The following is a 16732-nucleotide window of genomic DNA, read 5'->3' on the forward strand; positions in this document are numbered from 1 at the left end:
ATTATGCCTGCTTTGTCCGGCGGCATGAAAAGCCGGTGGTCGAGCATCATCGACGATCGAGTGGAAATCCAGGACCGCGTCGCCTTCTTCGCGGGCATGCCCGCTCCCACAGGACCAACGCTGCCCTCAACGGCTGCGCTGCACTTGTGGGAGCGGGCGAGCCCGCGAAGGGGCGCGCAGCGGCCCCAAAAATGGCGGAATGAAATACATGGCACCCTGGCTGACAGTAGTAGGTATCGGCGAAGACGGCTTCAGCGGCCTGGGCAAGCAGGCCCGGCGCGCGCTGCTGGGCGCTGAGCGGATCTTCGGCAGCCCGCGCCAGCTGGCCTTGCTGCCACGCTGCGTGGCCGGCGAACGGCTGGGCTGGCCAAGCCCGTTCTCGCTGGCCCCGGTACTGGCCCTGCGCGGCGAGCCGGTGTGCGTGCTGGCCAGCGGCGATCCGATGTTCTACGGCGTGGGCGCCAGCCTGGCGCGCCAACTACCCGCCGCTGAAATGCGCGTGCTGTCGATGCCCTCCTCCTGTGCCCTGGCTGCCGCCCGCCTGGGCTGGCCACTGCAGGATGTGCAGGTGGTATCGCTGGTCGCTCGGCCCCTTGCAACGCTCAATGCCCACCTGCACAGCGGCGCACGCCTGCTGGTGCTGAGCAACGACGGCGACAGCCCGGCAGCAATTGCCATGCAGCTGCGCGAGCGGGGCTTTGGGCCAAGCCGCCTGCGGGTCTTCGAACACTTGGGTGGCGCGAACGAACGTGAGGTGGCCGGCACCGCCCAGGACTGGCCGCACAGCGACGTCGCCGCGCTCAACCTGGTAGCCATCGAGTGCCTGGCCACGCCCGAGGCCCCGCGCCTGCACCGCCTGGCAGGGTTGCCAGACAGCGCCTTCCGGCATGACGGCCAGCTGACCAAACGCGATGTCCGTGCTATCACCCTGGCCCGCCTGGCACCGCAGCCCGGCGAGCTGCTGTGGGACGTGGGCGCCGGCTGCGGCTCGATCGGCATCGAATGGATGCGTGCCCACCCCGCCTGCCGCGCCCTGGCCATCGAGGCCGACGAAGGCCGCCAGGGTTTCATCGAACACAACCGCGATGCGCTGGGTGTACCCGGCCTGCAACTGGTCCGCGGCAAGGCCCCGGCGGCGCTGGAAGGCCTGGAGCAACCGGATGCTGTCTTCATCGGTGGCGGCGTCACCCGCGAAGGTGTGCTCGACCTGTGCTGGGCAAACCTGCGCCCCGGTGGCCGGCTGGTGGCCAACGCCGTGACCCTGCAAAGCGAGCTGGCCCTGGCCCATTTCCGTGAGCGCCACGGCGGCGAGCTGACTCGCATCCATGTCGCCCATGCCCAGCCACTGGGCGCGTTCGACACTTGGCGCCAGGCGCTGCCGATTACCTTGCTGGACGTGGTGAAACCCGCCCATGCGTGAAGAAACCCGCGAACAGCCCGCCCCATTGCGCAGCGGCCTGACCACCGGCAGTTGCGCCACCGCCACCAGCCTGGCGGCAGCACGCTTGCTGCTGCTCGGCGAGAGCAGCGATGCCGTCAGCATCACCCTGCCCAAGGGCAAGGTGGTGCAGATGCGCCTGGAGTTCTGCCGTCTCACCAACCAAGGTGCCGAAGCGGGCACGCTCAAGGACGCCGGCGACGACCCGGACGTGACCCACGGCGCCCTGCTCTACAGCCAGGTGCGCCTGTTGGCCGAACCGGGCATCCGTTTTGTCGCCGGTACTGGCGTCGGCACCGTGACCCGCCCGGGGCTGGTGCTGGCGGTGGGTGAGCCAGCCATCAACCCGGTGCCCCGGCGCATGATCAGCGAACACCTGCAACGCTTGGCGGACGAATGCAGCTACCCCGGCGGCTTCGAGGTCACGGTCAATGTGCAGGGCGGCGAGCAACTGGCCCTGAAGACCATGAACCCGCGCCTGGGCATCCTCGGCGGGCTGTCGATCCTCGGCACCAGCGGCATCGTGCGGCCGTTTTCCTGCGCTGCCTACATCGCCTCGATCCACCAGGGCATCGACGTCGCCCACACCAACGGCTACACGCATATCGCCGCCTGTACCGGCAACGCCAGCGAAGACACCATGCGCCGCGTCTATGGCCTGCCGGAGATAGCCCTGATCGAAATGGGCGACTTCGTCGGTGCAGTGCTCAAGCACCTGCGCAAGGTGCCGGTGCCACGCCTGACTCTTTGCGGGGGCTTCGGCAAGATCAGCAAACTGGCTGCCGGGCACATGGACCTGCACAGCCGCCACTCCAGCATCGACCTGCCACAACTGGCCGGCTGGGCAGCGGACATCGGCGCCGACGAGGCGCTGCAGGCATCGATCATTGCCGCCAACACCAGCCAGCAGGCCCTGGCACTGGCCCATGCCGCCGGCATCCACTTGGGTGACGCGGTGTGCGCCCACGCCCTGGCCTTCGCTCGCAGCGTGGTGCCGGCGCAGGTACAGGTGGAGGTGTTCGCCATCGACCGCCAGGGCGGCATCGTCGGCCGGGCGGGTGTGCAATGAACGGGCGCATCCTGCTGCTGGGCGGCGTCACTGAAGCTCTGGCCATCGCTCGCCGTCTGGGCCCGCAGCACATCTACAGCCTGGCGGGCATCGGCCGGGTGCCGCAGGACCTGCAATGCCAGGTTCGAGTCGGCGGCTTTGGTGGCGCCGAAGGGTTGGCCAACTACCTGCGCGAGGCAGGCATCACGTTGCTTATCGATGCCACCCATCCCTATGCCGCGCAAATCAGCAGCAATGCTGCCAACGCCGCAAGCATGGCCGGTATCCAGTGCTGGGCCTTGCGCCGCCCGGCCTGGCAGGCACAAGCCGGGGACGACTGGCGCGAGGTCGAGGACTGGACAGGTTTGATCGGGGCACTCAAGCCGTTTCGCAGGCCATTGTTCACGCTGGGGCGTGAGCCGCTGCAGCATCTGGACGAGATACCGCCAGAGCAATTCTGGACCTTGCGGGCGCTGGAGGCGTGCCCTGGCAACGATCGCTGCGAAGTGATTGGTGCGCGGGGGCCATTCCATATAGAGGATGAGCGGGCGTTGTTCCTGCGCCGCAAGATCGATGTGCTGATCAGCAAGAACAGCGGCAGCGTGGCGACCGAACCGAAGCTGGAGGTGGCGCGGGAGCTGGGCGTGCCGGTGCTGATCCTCAAGCGCCCGCCGTTGCCGGAGGTGGACCGGGCTTTCGACTCGCTGCCTGATCTGACAGCAGCGCTCGACCTGCGCGGATAACAAATCCCGTCATCGCGCTGCGGATCCCTGTGGGAGCGGGTTTACCCGCGAAGAAATCAACGCGGTGCATGGCACCGGCTTCGCCGGTGTTCGCGGGTGAACCCGCTCCCACAGGGAACGCGGCAATTTTCATACATTTGCGCAAGGCAGCTACTCCTACAGCCATTTCGGACTTTTCTTTCACACCATGAAGTGGCCCTGTGCCGCCCTGCTACCTTAAACTCGGCACTCCCCCCGGAAGGCGCTACACATATGGAAATGCAATGGTGGATCTGGCTGGTGTTCGGCATCGCGCTGATGCTGCTCGAACTGGTCCTGCCGACGTTCTTCATCCTCTGGTTCGGCATCGGCGCCGTGCTGGTATCACTCATTTCGCTGGCCGCCCCCAGCCTGCAACTGGATATGCAGGTACTGCTGTGGGTGCTGATGTCGTCAGTCACCACTGCACTGTGGTTCAAGCTGTTCCGGCGCAAGCAACCCGACGTGCGCTGGACCGCCGAAAGCGTGATCGGCGAAGTGGGGCTGCTGACGGCTGGTGTATCGGAGTTCCAGAAAGGCCGCGTGCGCTTCCAGAAGCCGATCCTCGGCAACGAGGAATGGGTCTGCATCGCCAACAGCGAGATCGCTGCCGGCGAGCGGGTACGCCTCACCGCCATCGAAGGGAACACCGCCCGGGTCATTCGGGCCTGAATCCGCACTAAAAGGAATTTCGCATCATGACCAGCCTCATCGTCGTCATCGCCATCGCCCTGTTCGTCCTGATCACCGTGTTCAAGGGGGTGCGCATCGTGCCCCAGGGCGAGGAATGGGTCGTCGAGCGCCTGGGCCGCTACCAGAGCACGCTCAAGCCCGGCCTGAACATCGTCATCCCGTACATGGACGTGGTCGCCTACCGCCTGCCGACCAAGGACATCATCCTCGATGTGCAGCAGCAGGAAATCATCACCAGGGACAACGCGGTGATCGTCGCCAATGCCTTGTGCTTCGCCAAGGTGGTCGACCCGCAGAAGGCCGCCTATGGCGTACAGGACTTCTCGTTCGCCGTCACCAGCCTGACCATGACCTCGCTGCGCGCCATCGTCGGGGCCATGGACCTGGACGAAGCGCTGTCCAGCCGCGAGCAGATCAAGGCGCGCCTGCGCGAGGCGATGTCCGAGCAGACCGAAGACTGGGGCGTGACCGTGCGCTCGGTGGAAATCCAGGACATCAAGCCCTCGGAGAACATGCAACTGGCCATGGAGCGCCAGGCGGCAGCCGAGCGTGAGCGCAAGGCCGACGTGACCCGAGCCGAAGGAGCCAAGCAGGCGGCGATCCTGGAAGCAGAAGCACGCTTGCAGGCTGCCAGGCTGGATGCCGAAGCGCAGATCAGCCTGGCCGAGGCCTCGGCACGGGCGATTTCGCTGGTAAAGGACGCGGTCGGCAACGAGACCGTGCCGGCGATGTACCTGCTGGGTGAGCGCTATGTGGGGGCGATGGAGAACCTGGCGGGCAGCAGCAATGCCAAGGTGGTGGTACTGCCGGCGGACCTGCAGGAAACCGTGCGCGGGCTGATGGGGCGTGGCAAGGCTTGAGCTTGATTCAGTCTTCTTCTCGGGCACGCCCGCTCCCACAGTTCAGCACAGGCCTGAGATCTGCGCGGTCCCTGTGGGAGCTGGCTTGCCGGCGATTGGGCTGCAAGGCAGCCCCGAAACCGCAGCGACCTGCGTCACTTCACCGCACCCCGCCATTTTTACCTATACTCCGCCTTACAATACCCACCATGATTCCTGACCGGATCTCTCCATGCCCCCACGTCGGCACATAGCCTGGATAGCCTGCCTTGCAGTGCTGTTCAACCTGCTGGCCATGCCGCTGTCTTCTGCCGCGCCCAAGGGCCCGGCCGAGCAGCTGCTGTGGGGGGCCTTCTGTTCCAGCATGGCCAACAAGGCCAAGGTCGACGTCCAGGCCCTGGCCAAGATCAACCTCGGCCCGCAAAGCGACGACAGCGCCAGCATGATGAGTTGCTGGTGCTGTACCGGTGCCGCGCCACTGCTGGCCCTGCCCGGCTACCCGCCGCAGCTGCACAACCCGCCGATACTGCTCGCTGGGCTGCTGCCGCCACCCGCCGATTACCACGCCACGCCGCGCCAACTCTGGCCGGCGCTGAACCCCCGTGCCTCTCCGCTGGCCTGAGTTCATCACGCTGTCTGCCTGAACCTGAACAGAAACGGAGATTCACCATGCTCAAGCACGCCCTCGTCATGGCCGCCCTGCTGCTGCCCGGCGCCTTTGCCAACGCCCACGAATACAGCGTGGGTGACCTGCACATCGCCCACCCCTGGTCACTGCAGCTACCCCCCAATGCCCCCAACGTCGCGGCGTATTTCGTGGTGCACAACAATGGCCAGGCCGACGACCGCCTGCTCGGTGTCGACAGCCCCATCAGCGATGACGCACAACTGCACGAGCATGCCATGAGCGCCAGCGGTGCCATGAAGATGCAGCAGGTGCCCAGCGTGCTGGTGCCCGCAGGCAAGGACCTTACCTTCGCCCCCAGCGCCTACCACGTGATGCTGATGCAGCCCAAGGACCGCACCCTGCTCAGCGACGGCAAGCGCTTCCCGTTGACCCTGCACTTCGAAAAGGCCGGCGATATCACCGTCGATGTGGCCGTGCAGAAGCAGGCGCCAACGGACCAGCCGCAAGCGCACGAACACGCGCACTGATCAGCCGCTGAAAGGCACTCGTCATGAGCCTGGCACGCAACAGCATCAGCCGTACTACCCGCCCTGACCGCAGGCGCGCCGGTGGCGGATGGCTGAGCCTGTTCGCCATGTGGATGGTCTTCATCGGCCCGCTGATTTCCCAGTCGATGCCGATGGACCACCACCGCGGCATGAGCATGCCGATGGACATGCCGATGGCGACCGCCCATCAGCACGGCGGCGACACCCATCACGGCCAGCCTGGCGATGGCCAGCTGCATGTGATGTGGGAAAAGTGCGGTTACTGCAGCCTGTTGTTCAACTGCCCGGCCCTGCCTCAGGCCCTCAGCCCGCTCAGCGCAGGCAGCGTCGTACCCACCACTCACCTGTTCGCACCCACGCGCCAGGGCCATGCCCGGCAGGCTGTATTCCCTGGTGCGCGCAGCCGCGCCCCACCTTCCTCGATCAACGTCTGAATCCACATTTTTTGCGCACGAAGCCAGCAGGCTTCGCGCTGACTCATGACTGATCGACTGGAATCATTATGTACGGCTGCACCCCTGTTTTTGCCTTGTCCCTGCGTGGGACCATCGCCGCCGTGTGCGGCTCGCTGCTCGCGCCCGTGGCCCTGGCCGCCGACCCTGGCCATGAAGGCCATGTACATGACGCCCCCGAGCTGAGCCCGACGGTGATTACCGCCGTGGCCCCGAGCTCGCCGCTGACCGTGGTCACCAACCCGAAGGACCCGCGCCAACCGGTGCCGGCCAGCGACGGTGCCGACTATCTGAAGACCATCCCCGGTTTCTCGGCCATCCGCGCCGGCGGCACCAACGGCGACCCGGTACTGCGCGGCATGTTCGGCTCGCGCCTGAACATCCTCACCAATGGCGGCCTGATGCTGGGCGCCTGCCCCAGCCGCATGGACGCCCCCACCTCGTACATTTCGCCAGAAACCTACGACCGCCTGACCGTCATCAAAGGCCCGCAAAGCGTGATCTGGGGCCCGGGCGGTTCGGCAGGCACCATCCTCTTCGAGCGCGAGCCGGAGAAGTTCGGCACCCTCGGCAGCCGGGTCAATGCCAGCCTGCTGGCCGGCTCCAACGGCCGCTTCGACAAGGTACTGGACACCGCCGCCGGCACCGACCAGGCCTACGCCCGCTTCGTCGGCAACCAGTCGCGCTCGGACGACTACCACGACGGCGATGACAACACCGTGGCGTCACGCTGGGACAAATGGAACGGCGATGTCGCCCTCGGCTGGACGCCCGACCAGGACACCTTGCTGGAACTCACCGCCGGCAAGGGCGATGGCGAGGCCCGCTATGCCGGGCGCAGCATGGACGGCTCGCAGTTCAAGCGCGAAAGCCTGGGCCTGCGCTTCGAAAAGTCCAACCTTGGCGAGGTGCTCGACAAGGTCGAGGCGCAGGTCTACTACAACTACGCCGACCACGTGATGGACAACTACAGCCTGCGCACACCCTCGGGCAGCGGCATGATGGGCATGCCGATGGTCAGCAATGTCGACCGTCGCACCATGGGCACCCGCATCAAGGCCACCTGGCGCTGGGCCGATGTGCAACTGATCAGCGGCATCGACGCGCAGACCAACGAACATCGCAAGCGCGGCGGCATGGGCGTGGACGCGCACAAAGGCCAGGCCTGGACCAAGGACGCCGACTTCCACAACTATGGTGCCTTCGGCGAGCTGACCTGGTACGTCAGCGGCGAGGACCGGCTGATCAGCGGTGCCCGCCTGGACCGCGCTTCGGCCCGCGACTTCCGCGCGAATAGCGCCACCAACGGCAACACCCGCGCCGACACCCTACCCAGCGGCTTCGTACGCTACGAGCACGACCTGGCGGCGCTGCCAGCCACCACCTACATCGGCCTCGGCCATGCGCAACGCTTCCCCGACTACTGGGAGCTGTTCTCGGCGGGCGGCCCCACCGGCTCGGTCAATGCCTTCGACAGTATCAAGCCGGAGAAGACCACCCAGCTCGACTTCGGTGTGCAGTACCGCGACGAGCGCATGGAAGCCTGGGCTTCCGGCTACGTGGGGCAGATCCGCGACTACATCCTGTTCGACTACCAGGGGATGAGCTCCCGGGCCCGCAATATCGACGCCCGCATCATGGGCGGCGAACTGGGCGCGGCCTACCAGCTGACGCAAAACTGGAAGGCCGACGCCACGCTGGCCTACGCCTGGGGCAAGAACAGCAGTGACGGCACAGCACTACCGCAAATGCCGCCCCTGGAAAGCCGCCTGGGCCTGACCTACAGCCGCGATGTGTGGAGCGTCGGCGCACTGTGGCGGCTGGTGGCGGCGCAGAACCGCATCGCCGAGAACCAGGGCAACGTGGTTGGCAAGGATTACGACAAGAGCGCCGGCTTCGGCGTGTTCTCGCTCAATGGCGCCTACAAGGTGAGCAACCACCTCAAGCTCAGCGCGGGGGTCGACAACCTGTTCGACAAGACCTACGCCGAGCACTTGAACCTGGCCGGGAATGCCGGGTTCGGCTACCCGGCTACTGATCCACAGCCGGTCAACGAGCCAGGCAGGACCTTCTGGACCAAGGTCGACTTCAGCTTCTGACAACAACAACGGGCGCGGCGCAGTTCGCGCCCATCTGCTGGTCAAACAGGAGGTTCCCATGAGAGGAACACGCATCAACTTCTACAACCTGGCCTGGCGTTGGCACTTCTATGCGGGGTTGTTCGTGGCCCCGTTCATGATCCTGCTGGCAGTTACGGGGATCATCTACCTGTTCAAGCCGCAGCTCGACCCGCTGCTGTACCGCGAGCTGATGGTGGTCGAAGCCGGCCACCACCGACAGGGCGCGGACACGCTGCTGGCCGAGGTACGCAAGGCCTACCCCGAGGGCCACGTAGGCCAGTACCTGCCGCCGCTGGATGCCGAACGCAGCGCGCAATTCGTGGTGCATGACGCCGGACGCGAACTGAACGTGTTCGTCGACCCCTACAGCGGCAAAGTCCTTGGCGAACAGGATGGCAAGCAGAACCTGCAGGCCATCGCCCGCGCCCTGCATGGCGAACTGATGGTTGGCACGGTCGGCGACCGCCTGGTGGAACTGGCCGCGGGCTGGGGCATCGTACTGGTGGTGTCGGGCCTGTACTTGTGGTGGCCACGCGGGCGCAATGGCGCTGGCGTGCTGTGGCCACGGCTGTCTGCCCGCGGCCGACTGCTCTGGCGCGACCTGCATGCGGTGACCGGCTTCTGGGGCTCGGCCTTGTTGTTGCTGATGCTGCTCAGTGGCATGACCTGGACCGGCCTGTGGGGCAAGCAGTACGCCGACTTGTGGAACCGCTTTCCGGCGGCCATGTGGAACGACGTGCCCAAGTCGGACCAGCAGGCGGGTGAACTCAACAGCGCGCACCGCCAGACCGTGCCCTGGGCGCTGGAAAACACGCCGATGCCGCAGTCCGGCGCACATGCCGAACATGCAGGGCATCACACGATGTCGAGCGCGCCGGCAGCGCCACGGATAAGCCTGCAGCAGGTCGAAGACATCGCTACCGCGCGCCAGGTCGAACCGGGTTACAGCATCACCGCGCCGACCACGGCCGATGGCGTGTTCACCATCGCCGTATTCGCCGACGACCCGCGCAACGACGCTACCCTGCATGTCGACCAGTACACCGGCAAGGTCCTGGCCGATGTGCGCTGGCAGGACTACAGCCCGGTCGCACGTGCCACCGAGTTGGGCGTGATGCTGCATGAAGGCAAGATGTTCGGGGTGCTCAACCAGATCATCATCCTGCTGGTGTGCCTGATGATCTTGCTGGGCTCGGTGAGCGGATTGGTGATGTGGTGGAAGCGCAGGCCGGCCGGCGGGCTGGGTGTGCCGCCGCTGCGCCATGACCTGCCGCGCTGGAAGGCGGCGGTGGGGGTGATGCTGGTGCTGGGCTTGATGTTCCCGCTGGTGGGGGTGTCGATGGTGGTGATGTGGCTGGTGGATAGCCTGGTGGTGCGCCGCCGGGTGCTGGCCAGCGCTTGAGCCTTGCTTCGTCTGTGCCGGCCCTTTCGCGGGTAAACCCGCTCCCACAGTTTCTGCGCCAAGCCTGAGGGGAGCGCGGTCCCTGTGGGAGCGGGTTCACCCGCGAAGAGGCCGGTACAGGCAAACACTGCTCCCCAAAAGTCGAGTCGATCTGTCGCGCCCCAACCTGGAACGCGCGTGTTAGCCTAGCCGGCTACCTCTGACAAGACGACCGACTTTCCAAGGGAATGCAGCCTATGACGCAAACCTCACCCGCAGCGCCAGATGAACAGCATCTGCAGCGCAACCTGACCAACCGCCACATCCAGCTGATCGCCATTGGCGGCGCGATAGGTACCGGCCTGTTCATGGGCTCGGGCAAGACCATCAGCCTGGCCGGGCCGTCGATCATCTTCGTCTACATGATCATCGGCTTCATGCTGTTCTTCGTCATGCGCGCCATGGGCGAACTGTTGCTGTCGAACCTCAACTACAAGTCGTTCATCGATTTCTCCGCCGACCTGCTCGGCCCCTGGGCGGGCTACTTTACCGGCTGGACCTACTGGTTCTGCTGGGTGGTCACCGGCATCGCCGACGTGGTCGCCATCGCCGCATACACGCAGTTCTGGTTCCCCGAACTGCCGCAGTGGATACCCGCGCTAACCTGCGTAGGGCTGCTGCTGTCGCTGAACCTGGTAACGGTGAAGATGTTCGGTGAAATGGAGTTCTGGTTCGCCCTGATCAAGATCGTCGCCATCATCGGCCTGGTCGTCACCGGCCTGTACATGGTCATCAGCGGCTTCACCTCGCCCAGCGGGCGCACCGCGCAACTGGCCAACCTGTGGAATGACGGCGGCATGTTCCCCAATGGCCTGATGGGCTTCTTCGCCGGCTTCCAGATCGCCGTGTTCGCCTTCGTCGGCATCGAGTTGGTGGGCACCACCGCCGCCGAAGCGAAGAACCCGGAACGCACCCTGCCACGGGCGATCAATTCGATCCCGGTGCGGATCATCGTGTTCTACGTGCTGGCACTGATCGCGATCATGGCCGTGACCCCATGGCGCGATGTGGTTCCGGGCAAGAGCCCGTTCGTGGAGCTGTTCGTGCTGGCCGGCCTGCCGGCGGCGGCGAGCATCATCAACTTCGTGGTGCTGACCTCGGCGGCCTCGTCGGCCAACAGCGGCGTGTTCTCCACCAGCCGCATGCTGTACGGCCTGAGCCAGGAGGGTGACGCACCCAAAGCGTTCGAGAAACTGTCGAGCCGCTCGGTGCCGGCCAATGGCCTGTACTTCTCCTGCATCTGCCTGCTGCTGGGCGCAGTGCTGATCTACCTGGTGCCGAACGTGGTCGAGGCATTCACCTTGGTCACTACCGTTTCGGCGGTGCTGTTCATGTTCGTCTGGACGCTAATCCTGCTGTCGTACCTGAAGTACCGCAAGCACCGCGCAGCGCTGCACCAGGCCTCGAAGTACAAGATGCCGGGCGGGCGCTTCATGTGCTACGTGTGCCTGGTGTTCTTTGCCTTCATCCTGGTGTTGCTGAGCCTGGAGGACGATACCCGCGCGGCGTTGCTGGTGACGCCGATCTGGTTTGTGCTGCTGGCGGTGACTTATCAGGGGGTGCGCAGCAAGCGTCATCCGCGCACGGCTGTGCGTAACGGCTAATGGCCTCGGGGGCTGCTTTGCAGCCCATCGCGACACAAGGCCGCTCCTACAGGAGTACGCGTTTCCCTGTAGGAGCGGCCTTGTGTCGCGATGGGCCGCAACGCGGCCCCAATCCTGTGCACACTAATCCATCAGGCACCAACCTGGACCCAACCAACGCCCCAACACCTCGCACAACCCCTCTACTGCGCACCTTCCGCCGTTAGGCACACCCCTTGCAACACCCCTCCCCGCTTGCCCAACACATAACAACTCAGCGGAGAGAGCACATGAAGCGACGCAGTCTGATCAAGGCCTTCACCCTTAGCGCATCGATTGCCGCAATGGGCCTGAGCTGGAGCATCCAGGCCGCCGAAACCATCAAGGTCGGCATCCTGCATTCGCTGTCGGGGACCATGGCCATTTCCGAGACTTCGCTCAAGGACATGGCGCTGATGACCATCGAGCAGATCAACGCCAAGGGCGGCGTGAACGGCAAGCTGCTCGAACCGGTGGTGGTCGACCCGGCCTCCAACTGGCCGCTGTTCGCTGAAAAGAGCCGCCAGCTGCTGACCCAGGACAAGGTGGCAGTAGTGTTCGGCTGCTGGACCTCGGTGTCGCGCAAATCGGTACTGCCAGTGTTCGAAGAGCTCAACGGCCTGCTGTTCTACCCGGTGCAGTACGAGGGTGAAGAGATGTCGCCGAACGTGTTCTACACCGGTGCAGCACCCAACCAGCAGGCCATCCCTGCCGTGGAATACCTGATGAGCGAAGACGGCGGCAGCGCCAGGCGCTTCTTCCTGCTGGGCACCGACTATGTCTACCCGCGCACCACCAACAAGATCCTGCGTGCCTTCCTGCACAGCAAGGGCGTGGCCGACAAGGACATCGAAGAGGTGTACACGCCGTTCGGCCACAGCGATTACCAGACCATCGTCGCCAACATCAAGAAGTTCTCCGCCGGCGGCAAGACTGCGGTGATCTCCACGGTCAACGGCGACTCCAACGTGCCGTTCTACAAGGAGCTGGCCAACCAGGGCCTGAAGGCCACCGAAGTGCCGGTGGTGGCCTTCTCGGTAGGCGAAGAAGAACTGCGCGGCATCGACACCAAGCCGCTGGTGGGCCACCTGGCGGCGTGGAACTACTTCGAGTCGGTGGATAACCCGGTCAACCAGAAATTCGTCGCCGACTGGAAGGCCTACGCCAAGGCCAAGGGCCTGCCAGGCGCCGACAAGGCGGTGACCAATGACCCGATGGAGGCCACCTACGTGGGCATCCACATGTGGGCGCAGGCGGTGGAAAAAGCCAAGTCCACCGATGTCGACAAGGTGCGCGAGGCCCTCGCCGGGCAAAGCTTCGAGGCGCCGTCCGGGTTCACCCTGACCATGGACAAGACCAACCACCACCTGCACAAGCCAGTGATGATCGGTGAGATCCAGGATGACGGGCAGTTCAGCGTGGTGTGGGAGACCGAGCAACCGCTGCGGGCGCAGCCATGGAGCCCGTTCATTCCGGGCAACGACAAGCGCCCTGATTATGCCGTGAAAGGTAACTGAGTGCATGGGGCCGCTATGCGGCCCATTCGCGGGTAAACCCGCTCCCACAGGTACGGTGCAAGGTCTGAAACCGGCGCGGTCCCTGTGGGAGCGGGTTCACCCGCGAAGAATCCACCGCCGATTTCCAGGATTGCCCGCATGCTCAGACTGCTACTCACCCTGCTAATGCTGATCCCTCTGGCCACCCAGGCGAGCGAGGGCGAATTCTTTCTCACTGCCAAGCCCGCCGAGCAAGCCCGCCTGCTCGAAAGCTGGGCGGCGCAACCCGATACCGCACGCCTGCCGCTGCTGGACAACCTGCGCCAAGGCCGCATCGCCGCCGATGACACCCGCAAGGTACGCCTGAACAACCGCCTGCGCGGCCTGATCGACAACGCCCTGGCCAGCCACCAGTTGCTCAGCAACACAAGCGCCACCCGCCTGGCCGCCGCCCAGCAACTGCAAAAGAGCGCGCAACCGGCGCAGATGGCCTTCCTCGACCGGCGCTTTGCCCTTGAAGTGGACCCCGCCGTGCACGCCGCCATCGGCCTGGCCCTGGCCAACCTGCAACTGGATGCCAGCGAACCGGCAGTACGTTTGGCCGCCGTTCGCCTGCTCGGCGAAACCGGTGACCCGCTGGCCCGCACCCGCCTCGAGGCATTGCTGCAACCCAACGCGGAAACCGACCCCGGCGTGCGCACCGCTGCCGAAACCAGCCTGGCCCAGGTGCAGCGCAAGCTGCTGGTGGGCGAACTGCTCGGCCAAGCCTTCAGCGGCCTGTCGCTGGGTTCGATCCTGCTGCTGGCAGCCCTTGGCCTGGCCATCACCTTCGGCCTGCTCGGGGTGATCAACATGGCCCACGGCGAAATGCTGATGCTCGGTGCCTACAGCACGTACATGGTCCAGATACTGCTGCAGCGCTACGCCCCCGGTGCCATCGAGTTCTACCCGCTGATCGCCCTGCCGGTGGCTTTCGCCGTCAGTGCCGGGGTCGGCATGGCGCTGGAGCGCACGGTAATCCGCCACCTGTATGGCCGCCCACTGGAAACCCTGCTGGCGACCTGGGGCATCAGCCTGATCCTGATCCAGGCCATCCGCCTGCTGTTCGGCGCGCAGAACGTCGAAGTCAGCAACCCGGCCTGGCTGTCGGGGGGCATACAGCTGCTGCCCAACCTGGTGCTGCCATACAACCGCCTGGTGATCATCGGCTTCGCCCTGGCCGTGGTTCTGCTCACCTGGCTGCTGCTCAACCGCACACGGCTGGGCCTGAACGTGCGCGCGGTCACCCAGAACCGCAACATGGCCGCCTGCTGCGGCGTGTCTACCGGGCGTGTCGACATGCTCGCCTTCGGCCTCGGCTCGGGTATCGCCGGGCTCGGCGGCGTGGCCCTGAGCCAGGTCGGCAACGTTGGCCCGGACCTGGGCCAGAGCTACATCATCGACTCGTTCCTGGTGGTGGTGCTCGGTGGCGTCGGCCAGTTGGCCGGCAGCCTCTGGGCAGCCTTCGGCCTTGGCATCGCCAACAAGCTGCTTGAGCCGCAGATCGGTGCCGTGCTCGGCAAGATCCTCATCCTTGCGTTGATCATTCTGTTCATCCAGAAGCGCCCGCAAGGCCTGTTCGCCCTCAAGGGACGGGTAATCGACTGATGAACCAGCCACTGCTTGTCACCGCTACGCAAAAGGCCGGGCCACGCTTGACCCTGGCCATTGGCGCCATCGTCGTCCTGCTGCTGGTGGCCCTGCCACTGCTGTCGCTGCTGCCGGCGGGCCATGCCCTGCAAGTGTCGGCCTACACCCTGACCCTGGTCGGCAAAATCCTTTGCTACGCCATCGTCGCCCTGGCCCTGGACCTGGTCTGGGGCTACGCCGGGCTGTTGTCGCTGGGGCACGGGCTGTTCTTCGCCCTCGGTGGCTACGCCATGGGCATGTACCTGATGCGCCAGGCCGCCGGTGACGGCTTGCCAGGGTTCATGACCTTCCTGTCGTGGAGCGAGCTGCCCTGGTATTGGGCTGGTACCCAGCATTTCGCCTGGGCCCTGTGCCTGGTAGTACTGGCGCCCGGGCTGCTGGCGCTGGTGTTCGGCTGGTTCGCCTTTCGCTCGCGGATCAAGGGCGTGTACTTCTCGATCATGACCCAGGCCCTGACCTTCGCCGGCATGCTGCTGTTCTTCCGCAACGAAACCGGCTTTGGCGGCAACAACGGCTTCACCAGCTTCCGCACCATCCTCGGCTTCGACATTGCCGCCCAAGGCACCCGCGCGGTGCTGTTCCTGCTCACCGTCGGCCTGCTCCTGGCCAGCCTGTACCTGTGCTGGTGCCTGACCCGCAGCAAGTTCGGCCGCCTGCTCACGGCCGTGCGCGACGCCGAGAACCGCCTGATGTTCTGCGGCTACGACCCGCGCGGTTTCAAGTTGCTGGTGTGGGTGCTCAGTGCCGTGCTCTGCGGCCTGGCCGGTGCGCTGTATGTGCCGCAAGTGGGCATCATCAACCCCGGCGAGATGTCACCGACCAACTCCATCGAAGCCGCCGTGTGGGTGGCCCTGGGTGGGCGCGGCACCTTGATCGGCCCGCTGCTGGGCGCCGGCCTGGTCAATGGCATGAAAAGCTGGTTCACCGTGGCCTTCCCGGAGTTCTGGCTGTTCTTCCTCGGCGCATTGTTCATTCTCGTCACCCTGTACCTGCCCCAGGGCGTGGTCGGCCTGTTGAAGAAAAGGAGCCAGCCATGAGAGGCGTGCCCCCGGTACACCCGGAATTCATGCTCGAACCGGTGTTCGACAACCTCGGCGCCGGCCGCGACGCCATCGGCCTGGGCCAAAGCCGCAAGGCCGGCCTCGACACCCGCCACGGCACGGTGCTGAGCCTGGAAGACATCAGCGTCAGCTTCGATGGCTTCAAGGCGCTGAACGCGCTGAACCTGTACATCGGCGTGGGCGAGCTGCGTTGCATCATCGGCCCCAACGGTGCCGGCAAGACCACGATGATGGATGTGATCACCGGCAAGACCCGGCCCGACAGCGGCACGGCCTATTTCGGTGACACTCTCGACCTGACCCGCATGAGCGAATACCAGATCGCCCAGGCCGGCATAGGCCGCAAGTTCCAGAAGCCCACGGTGTTCGAGGCGCTGACGGTGTTCGAAAACCTGGAGCTGGCGTTGAAGACCGACAAGTCGGTGTGGGCCAGCCTGGCAGCGCGCCTGGGTGGTGAGCAGCGCCAGCGCATCGAGGAGGTGCTGGGCACCTTGCGCCTGCTGCCGCTGGCCCAGCGCCAGGCAGGCTTGCTGTCGCATGGGCAGAAGCAGTTTCTGGAGATCGGCATGCTGCTGGTGCAGGAGCCGCAATTGCTGTTGCTGGACGAGCCGGTGGCGGGCATGACCGATGCCGAGACCGAGTTCACCGCCGAGCTGTTCAAGGGGCTGGCTGGCAAGCATTCGCTGATGGTGGTGGAGCATGATATGGGCTTTGTCGGCAGCATTGCCGACCATGTGACTGTGCTGCATCAGGGCAGCGTGCTGGCGGAAGGGTCGCTGGAGCAGGTGCAGGCGGATGAGCGGGTGGTCGAGGTGTATCTGGGCCGCTAGACATTGAAACCTGTGTCGGCCTCTTCGCGGGTAAACCCGCTCCCACACAGGCCTGAAGAGCTGCGC

The 16732-nt window shown here is 65.3% G+C and carries 15 protein-coding genes; all 15 read left to right on the plus strand.

Annotated features, from left to right (window positions below):
- Positions 1-208 precede the first annotated feature (208 nt).
- Entirely contained in the window at positions 209-1420 is a 1212-nt protein-coding gene (gene cbiE / locus JV551A3_RS27980; RefSeq protein WP_133975679.1) for a precorrin-6y C5,15-methyltransferase (decarboxylating) subunit CbiE, read from the plus strand.
- The gene (locus JV551A3_RS27985) at positions 1413-2507 is read left to right on the plus strand and encodes a cobalt-precorrin-5B (C(1))-methyltransferase (protein ID WP_112253643.1); all 1095 of its coding nucleotides are present in this window, start codon (positions 1413-1415) and stop codon (positions 2505-2507) included. Before cbiE ends, JV551A3_RS27985 begins: the two co-directional genes overlap by 8 nt.
- Positions 2504-3229 (plus strand): cobalt-precorrin-6A reductase, encoded by a 726-nt coding sequence (locus JV551A3_RS27990; protein WP_133975681.1) that lies wholly within the window; start codon positions 2504-2506, stop codon positions 3227-3229. Before JV551A3_RS27985 ends, JV551A3_RS27990 begins: the two co-directional genes overlap by 4 nt.
- Positions 3230-3481: 252 nt before the next feature.
- Positions 3482-3919, plus strand: a complete 438-nt coding sequence (locus JV551A3_RS28000; protein ID WP_112253645.1) for an NfeD family protein — start codon at positions 3482-3484, stop codon at positions 3917-3919.
- A gap of 26 nt (positions 3920-3945) precedes the next feature.
- Complete coding sequence (locus tag JV551A3_RS28005) at positions 3946-4800, plus strand: SPFH domain-containing protein (RefSeq protein ID WP_112253646.1); 855 nt, start codon at positions 3946-3948, stop codon at positions 4798-4800.
- A 211-nt stretch (positions 4801-5011) separates the two neighbouring features.
- Positions 5012-5401 carry a DUF2946 domain-containing protein gene (locus JV551A3_RS28010; protein ID WP_133975683.1) on the plus strand — a complete coding sequence of 130 codons (390 nt, stop codon included), beginning with the start codon at positions 5012-5014 and terminating at the stop codon, positions 5399-5401.
- A 47-nt stretch (positions 5402-5448) separates the two neighbouring features.
- On the plus strand, positions 5449-5934 hold the full coding sequence (locus JV551A3_RS28015) for a copper chaperone PCu(A)C (protein ID WP_133975684.1): 486 nt from the start codon (positions 5449-5451) through the stop codon (positions 5932-5934).
- A gap of 23 nt (positions 5935-5957) precedes the next feature.
- A complete protein-coding gene (locus JV551A3_RS28020; protein WP_133975687.1) occupies positions 5958-6389 on the plus strand; it encodes a DUF2946 domain-containing protein in 432 nt (143 codons plus the stop codon).
- 68 nt (positions 6390-6457) lie between these two features.
- Positions 6458-8506 carry a TonB-dependent copper receptor gene (locus tag JV551A3_RS28025; RefSeq protein WP_133975689.1) on the plus strand — a complete coding sequence of 683 codons (2049 nt, stop codon included), beginning with the start codon at positions 6458-6460 and terminating at the stop codon, positions 8504-8506.
- 58 nt (positions 8507-8564) lie between these two features.
- Entirely contained in the window at positions 8565-9929 is a 1365-nt protein-coding gene (locus JV551A3_RS28030; protein ID WP_133975691.1) for a PepSY-associated TM helix domain-containing protein, read from the plus strand.
- Positions 9930-10165: 236 nt separating this feature from the next.
- Positions 10166-11572 (plus strand): D-serine/D-alanine/glycine transporter, encoded by a 1407-nt coding sequence (gene cycA, locus JV551A3_RS28035; protein WP_133975694.1) that lies wholly within the window; start codon positions 10166-10168, stop codon positions 11570-11572.
- 269 nt (positions 11573-11841) lie between these two features.
- Entirely contained in the window at positions 11842-13107 is a 1266-nt protein-coding gene (gene urtA, locus JV551A3_RS28040; RefSeq protein ID WP_133975696.1) for an urea ABC transporter substrate-binding protein, read from the plus strand.
- A 138-nt stretch (positions 13108-13245) separates the two neighbouring features.
- Positions 13246-14733, plus strand: a complete 1488-nt coding sequence (gene urtB / locus JV551A3_RS28045; RefSeq protein ID WP_133975698.1) for an urea ABC transporter permease subunit UrtB — start codon at positions 13246-13248, stop codon at positions 14731-14733.
- Entirely contained in the window at positions 14733-15812 is a 1080-nt protein-coding gene (urtC, locus tag JV551A3_RS28050; RefSeq protein WP_133975700.1) for an urea ABC transporter permease subunit UrtC, read from the plus strand. The genes urtB and urtC overlap by 1 nt, the downstream gene beginning before the upstream one ends.
- Positions 15809-16666, plus strand: coding sequence for an urea ABC transporter ATP-binding protein UrtD (urtD, locus tag JV551A3_RS28055; protein ID WP_177421382.1), 858 nt, complete (start codon positions 15809-15811; stop codon positions 16664-16666). Before urtC ends, urtD begins: the two co-directional genes overlap by 4 nt.
- Positions 16667-16732: the final 66 nt, after the last annotated feature.

This window comes from Pseudomonas inefficax (assembly GCF_900277125.1).
In the GTDB taxonomy this organism is placed as follows: Bacteria; Pseudomonadota; Gammaproteobacteria; order Pseudomonadales; family Pseudomonadaceae; genus Aquipseudomonas; species Aquipseudomonas inefficax.

Bases quoted from the DNA above. Each gene is read 5' to 3' on its own strand.
- cbiE (WP_133975679.1), top strand. From the start codon at position 209: ATGGCACCCTGGCTGACAGTAGTAGGTATCGGCGAAGACGGCTTCAGC.
- JV551A3_RS27985 (WP_112253643.1), top strand. From the start codon at position 1,413: ATGCGTGAAGAAACCCGCGAACAGCCCGCCCCATTGCGCAGCGGCCTG.
- JV551A3_RS27990 (WP_133975681.1), top strand. From the start codon at position 2,504: ATGAACGGGCGCATCCTGCTGCTGGGCGGCGTCACTGAAGCTCTGGCC.
- JV551A3_RS28000 (WP_112253645.1), top strand. From the start codon at position 3,482: ATGGAAATGCAATGGTGGATCTGGCTGGTGTTCGGCATCGCGCTGATG.
- JV551A3_RS28005 (WP_112253646.1), top strand. From the start codon at position 3,946: ATGACCAGCCTCATCGTCGTCATCGCCATCGCCCTGTTCGTCCTGATC.
- JV551A3_RS28010 (WP_133975683.1), top strand. From the start codon at position 5,012: ATGCCCCCACGTCGGCACATAGCCTGGATAGCCTGCCTTGCAGTGCTG.
- JV551A3_RS28015 (WP_133975684.1), top strand. From the start codon at position 5,449: ATGCTCAAGCACGCCCTCGTCATGGCCGCCCTGCTGCTGCCCGGCGCC.
- JV551A3_RS28020 (WP_133975687.1), top strand. From the start codon at position 5,958: ATGAGCCTGGCACGCAACAGCATCAGCCGTACTACCCGCCCTGACCGC.
- JV551A3_RS28025 (WP_133975689.1), top strand. From the start codon at position 6,458: ATGTACGGCTGCACCCCTGTTTTTGCCTTGTCCCTGCGTGGGACCATC.
- JV551A3_RS28030 (WP_133975691.1), top strand. From the start codon at position 8,565: ATGAGAGGAACACGCATCAACTTCTACAACCTGGCCTGGCGTTGGCAC.
- cycA (WP_133975694.1), top strand. From the start codon at position 10,166: ATGACGCAAACCTCACCCGCAGCGCCAGATGAACAGCATCTGCAGCGC.
- urtA (WP_133975696.1), top strand. From the start codon at position 11,842: ATGAAGCGACGCAGTCTGATCAAGGCCTTCACCCTTAGCGCATCGATT.
- urtB (WP_133975698.1), top strand. From the start codon at position 13,246: ATGCTCAGACTGCTACTCACCCTGCTAATGCTGATCCCTCTGGCCACC.
- urtC (WP_133975700.1), top strand. From the start codon at position 14,733: ATGAACCAGCCACTGCTTGTCACCGCTACGCAAAAGGCCGGGCCACGC.
- urtD (WP_177421382.1), top strand. From the start codon at position 15,809: ATGAGAGGCGTGCCCCCGGTACACCCGGAATTCATGCTCGAACCGGTG.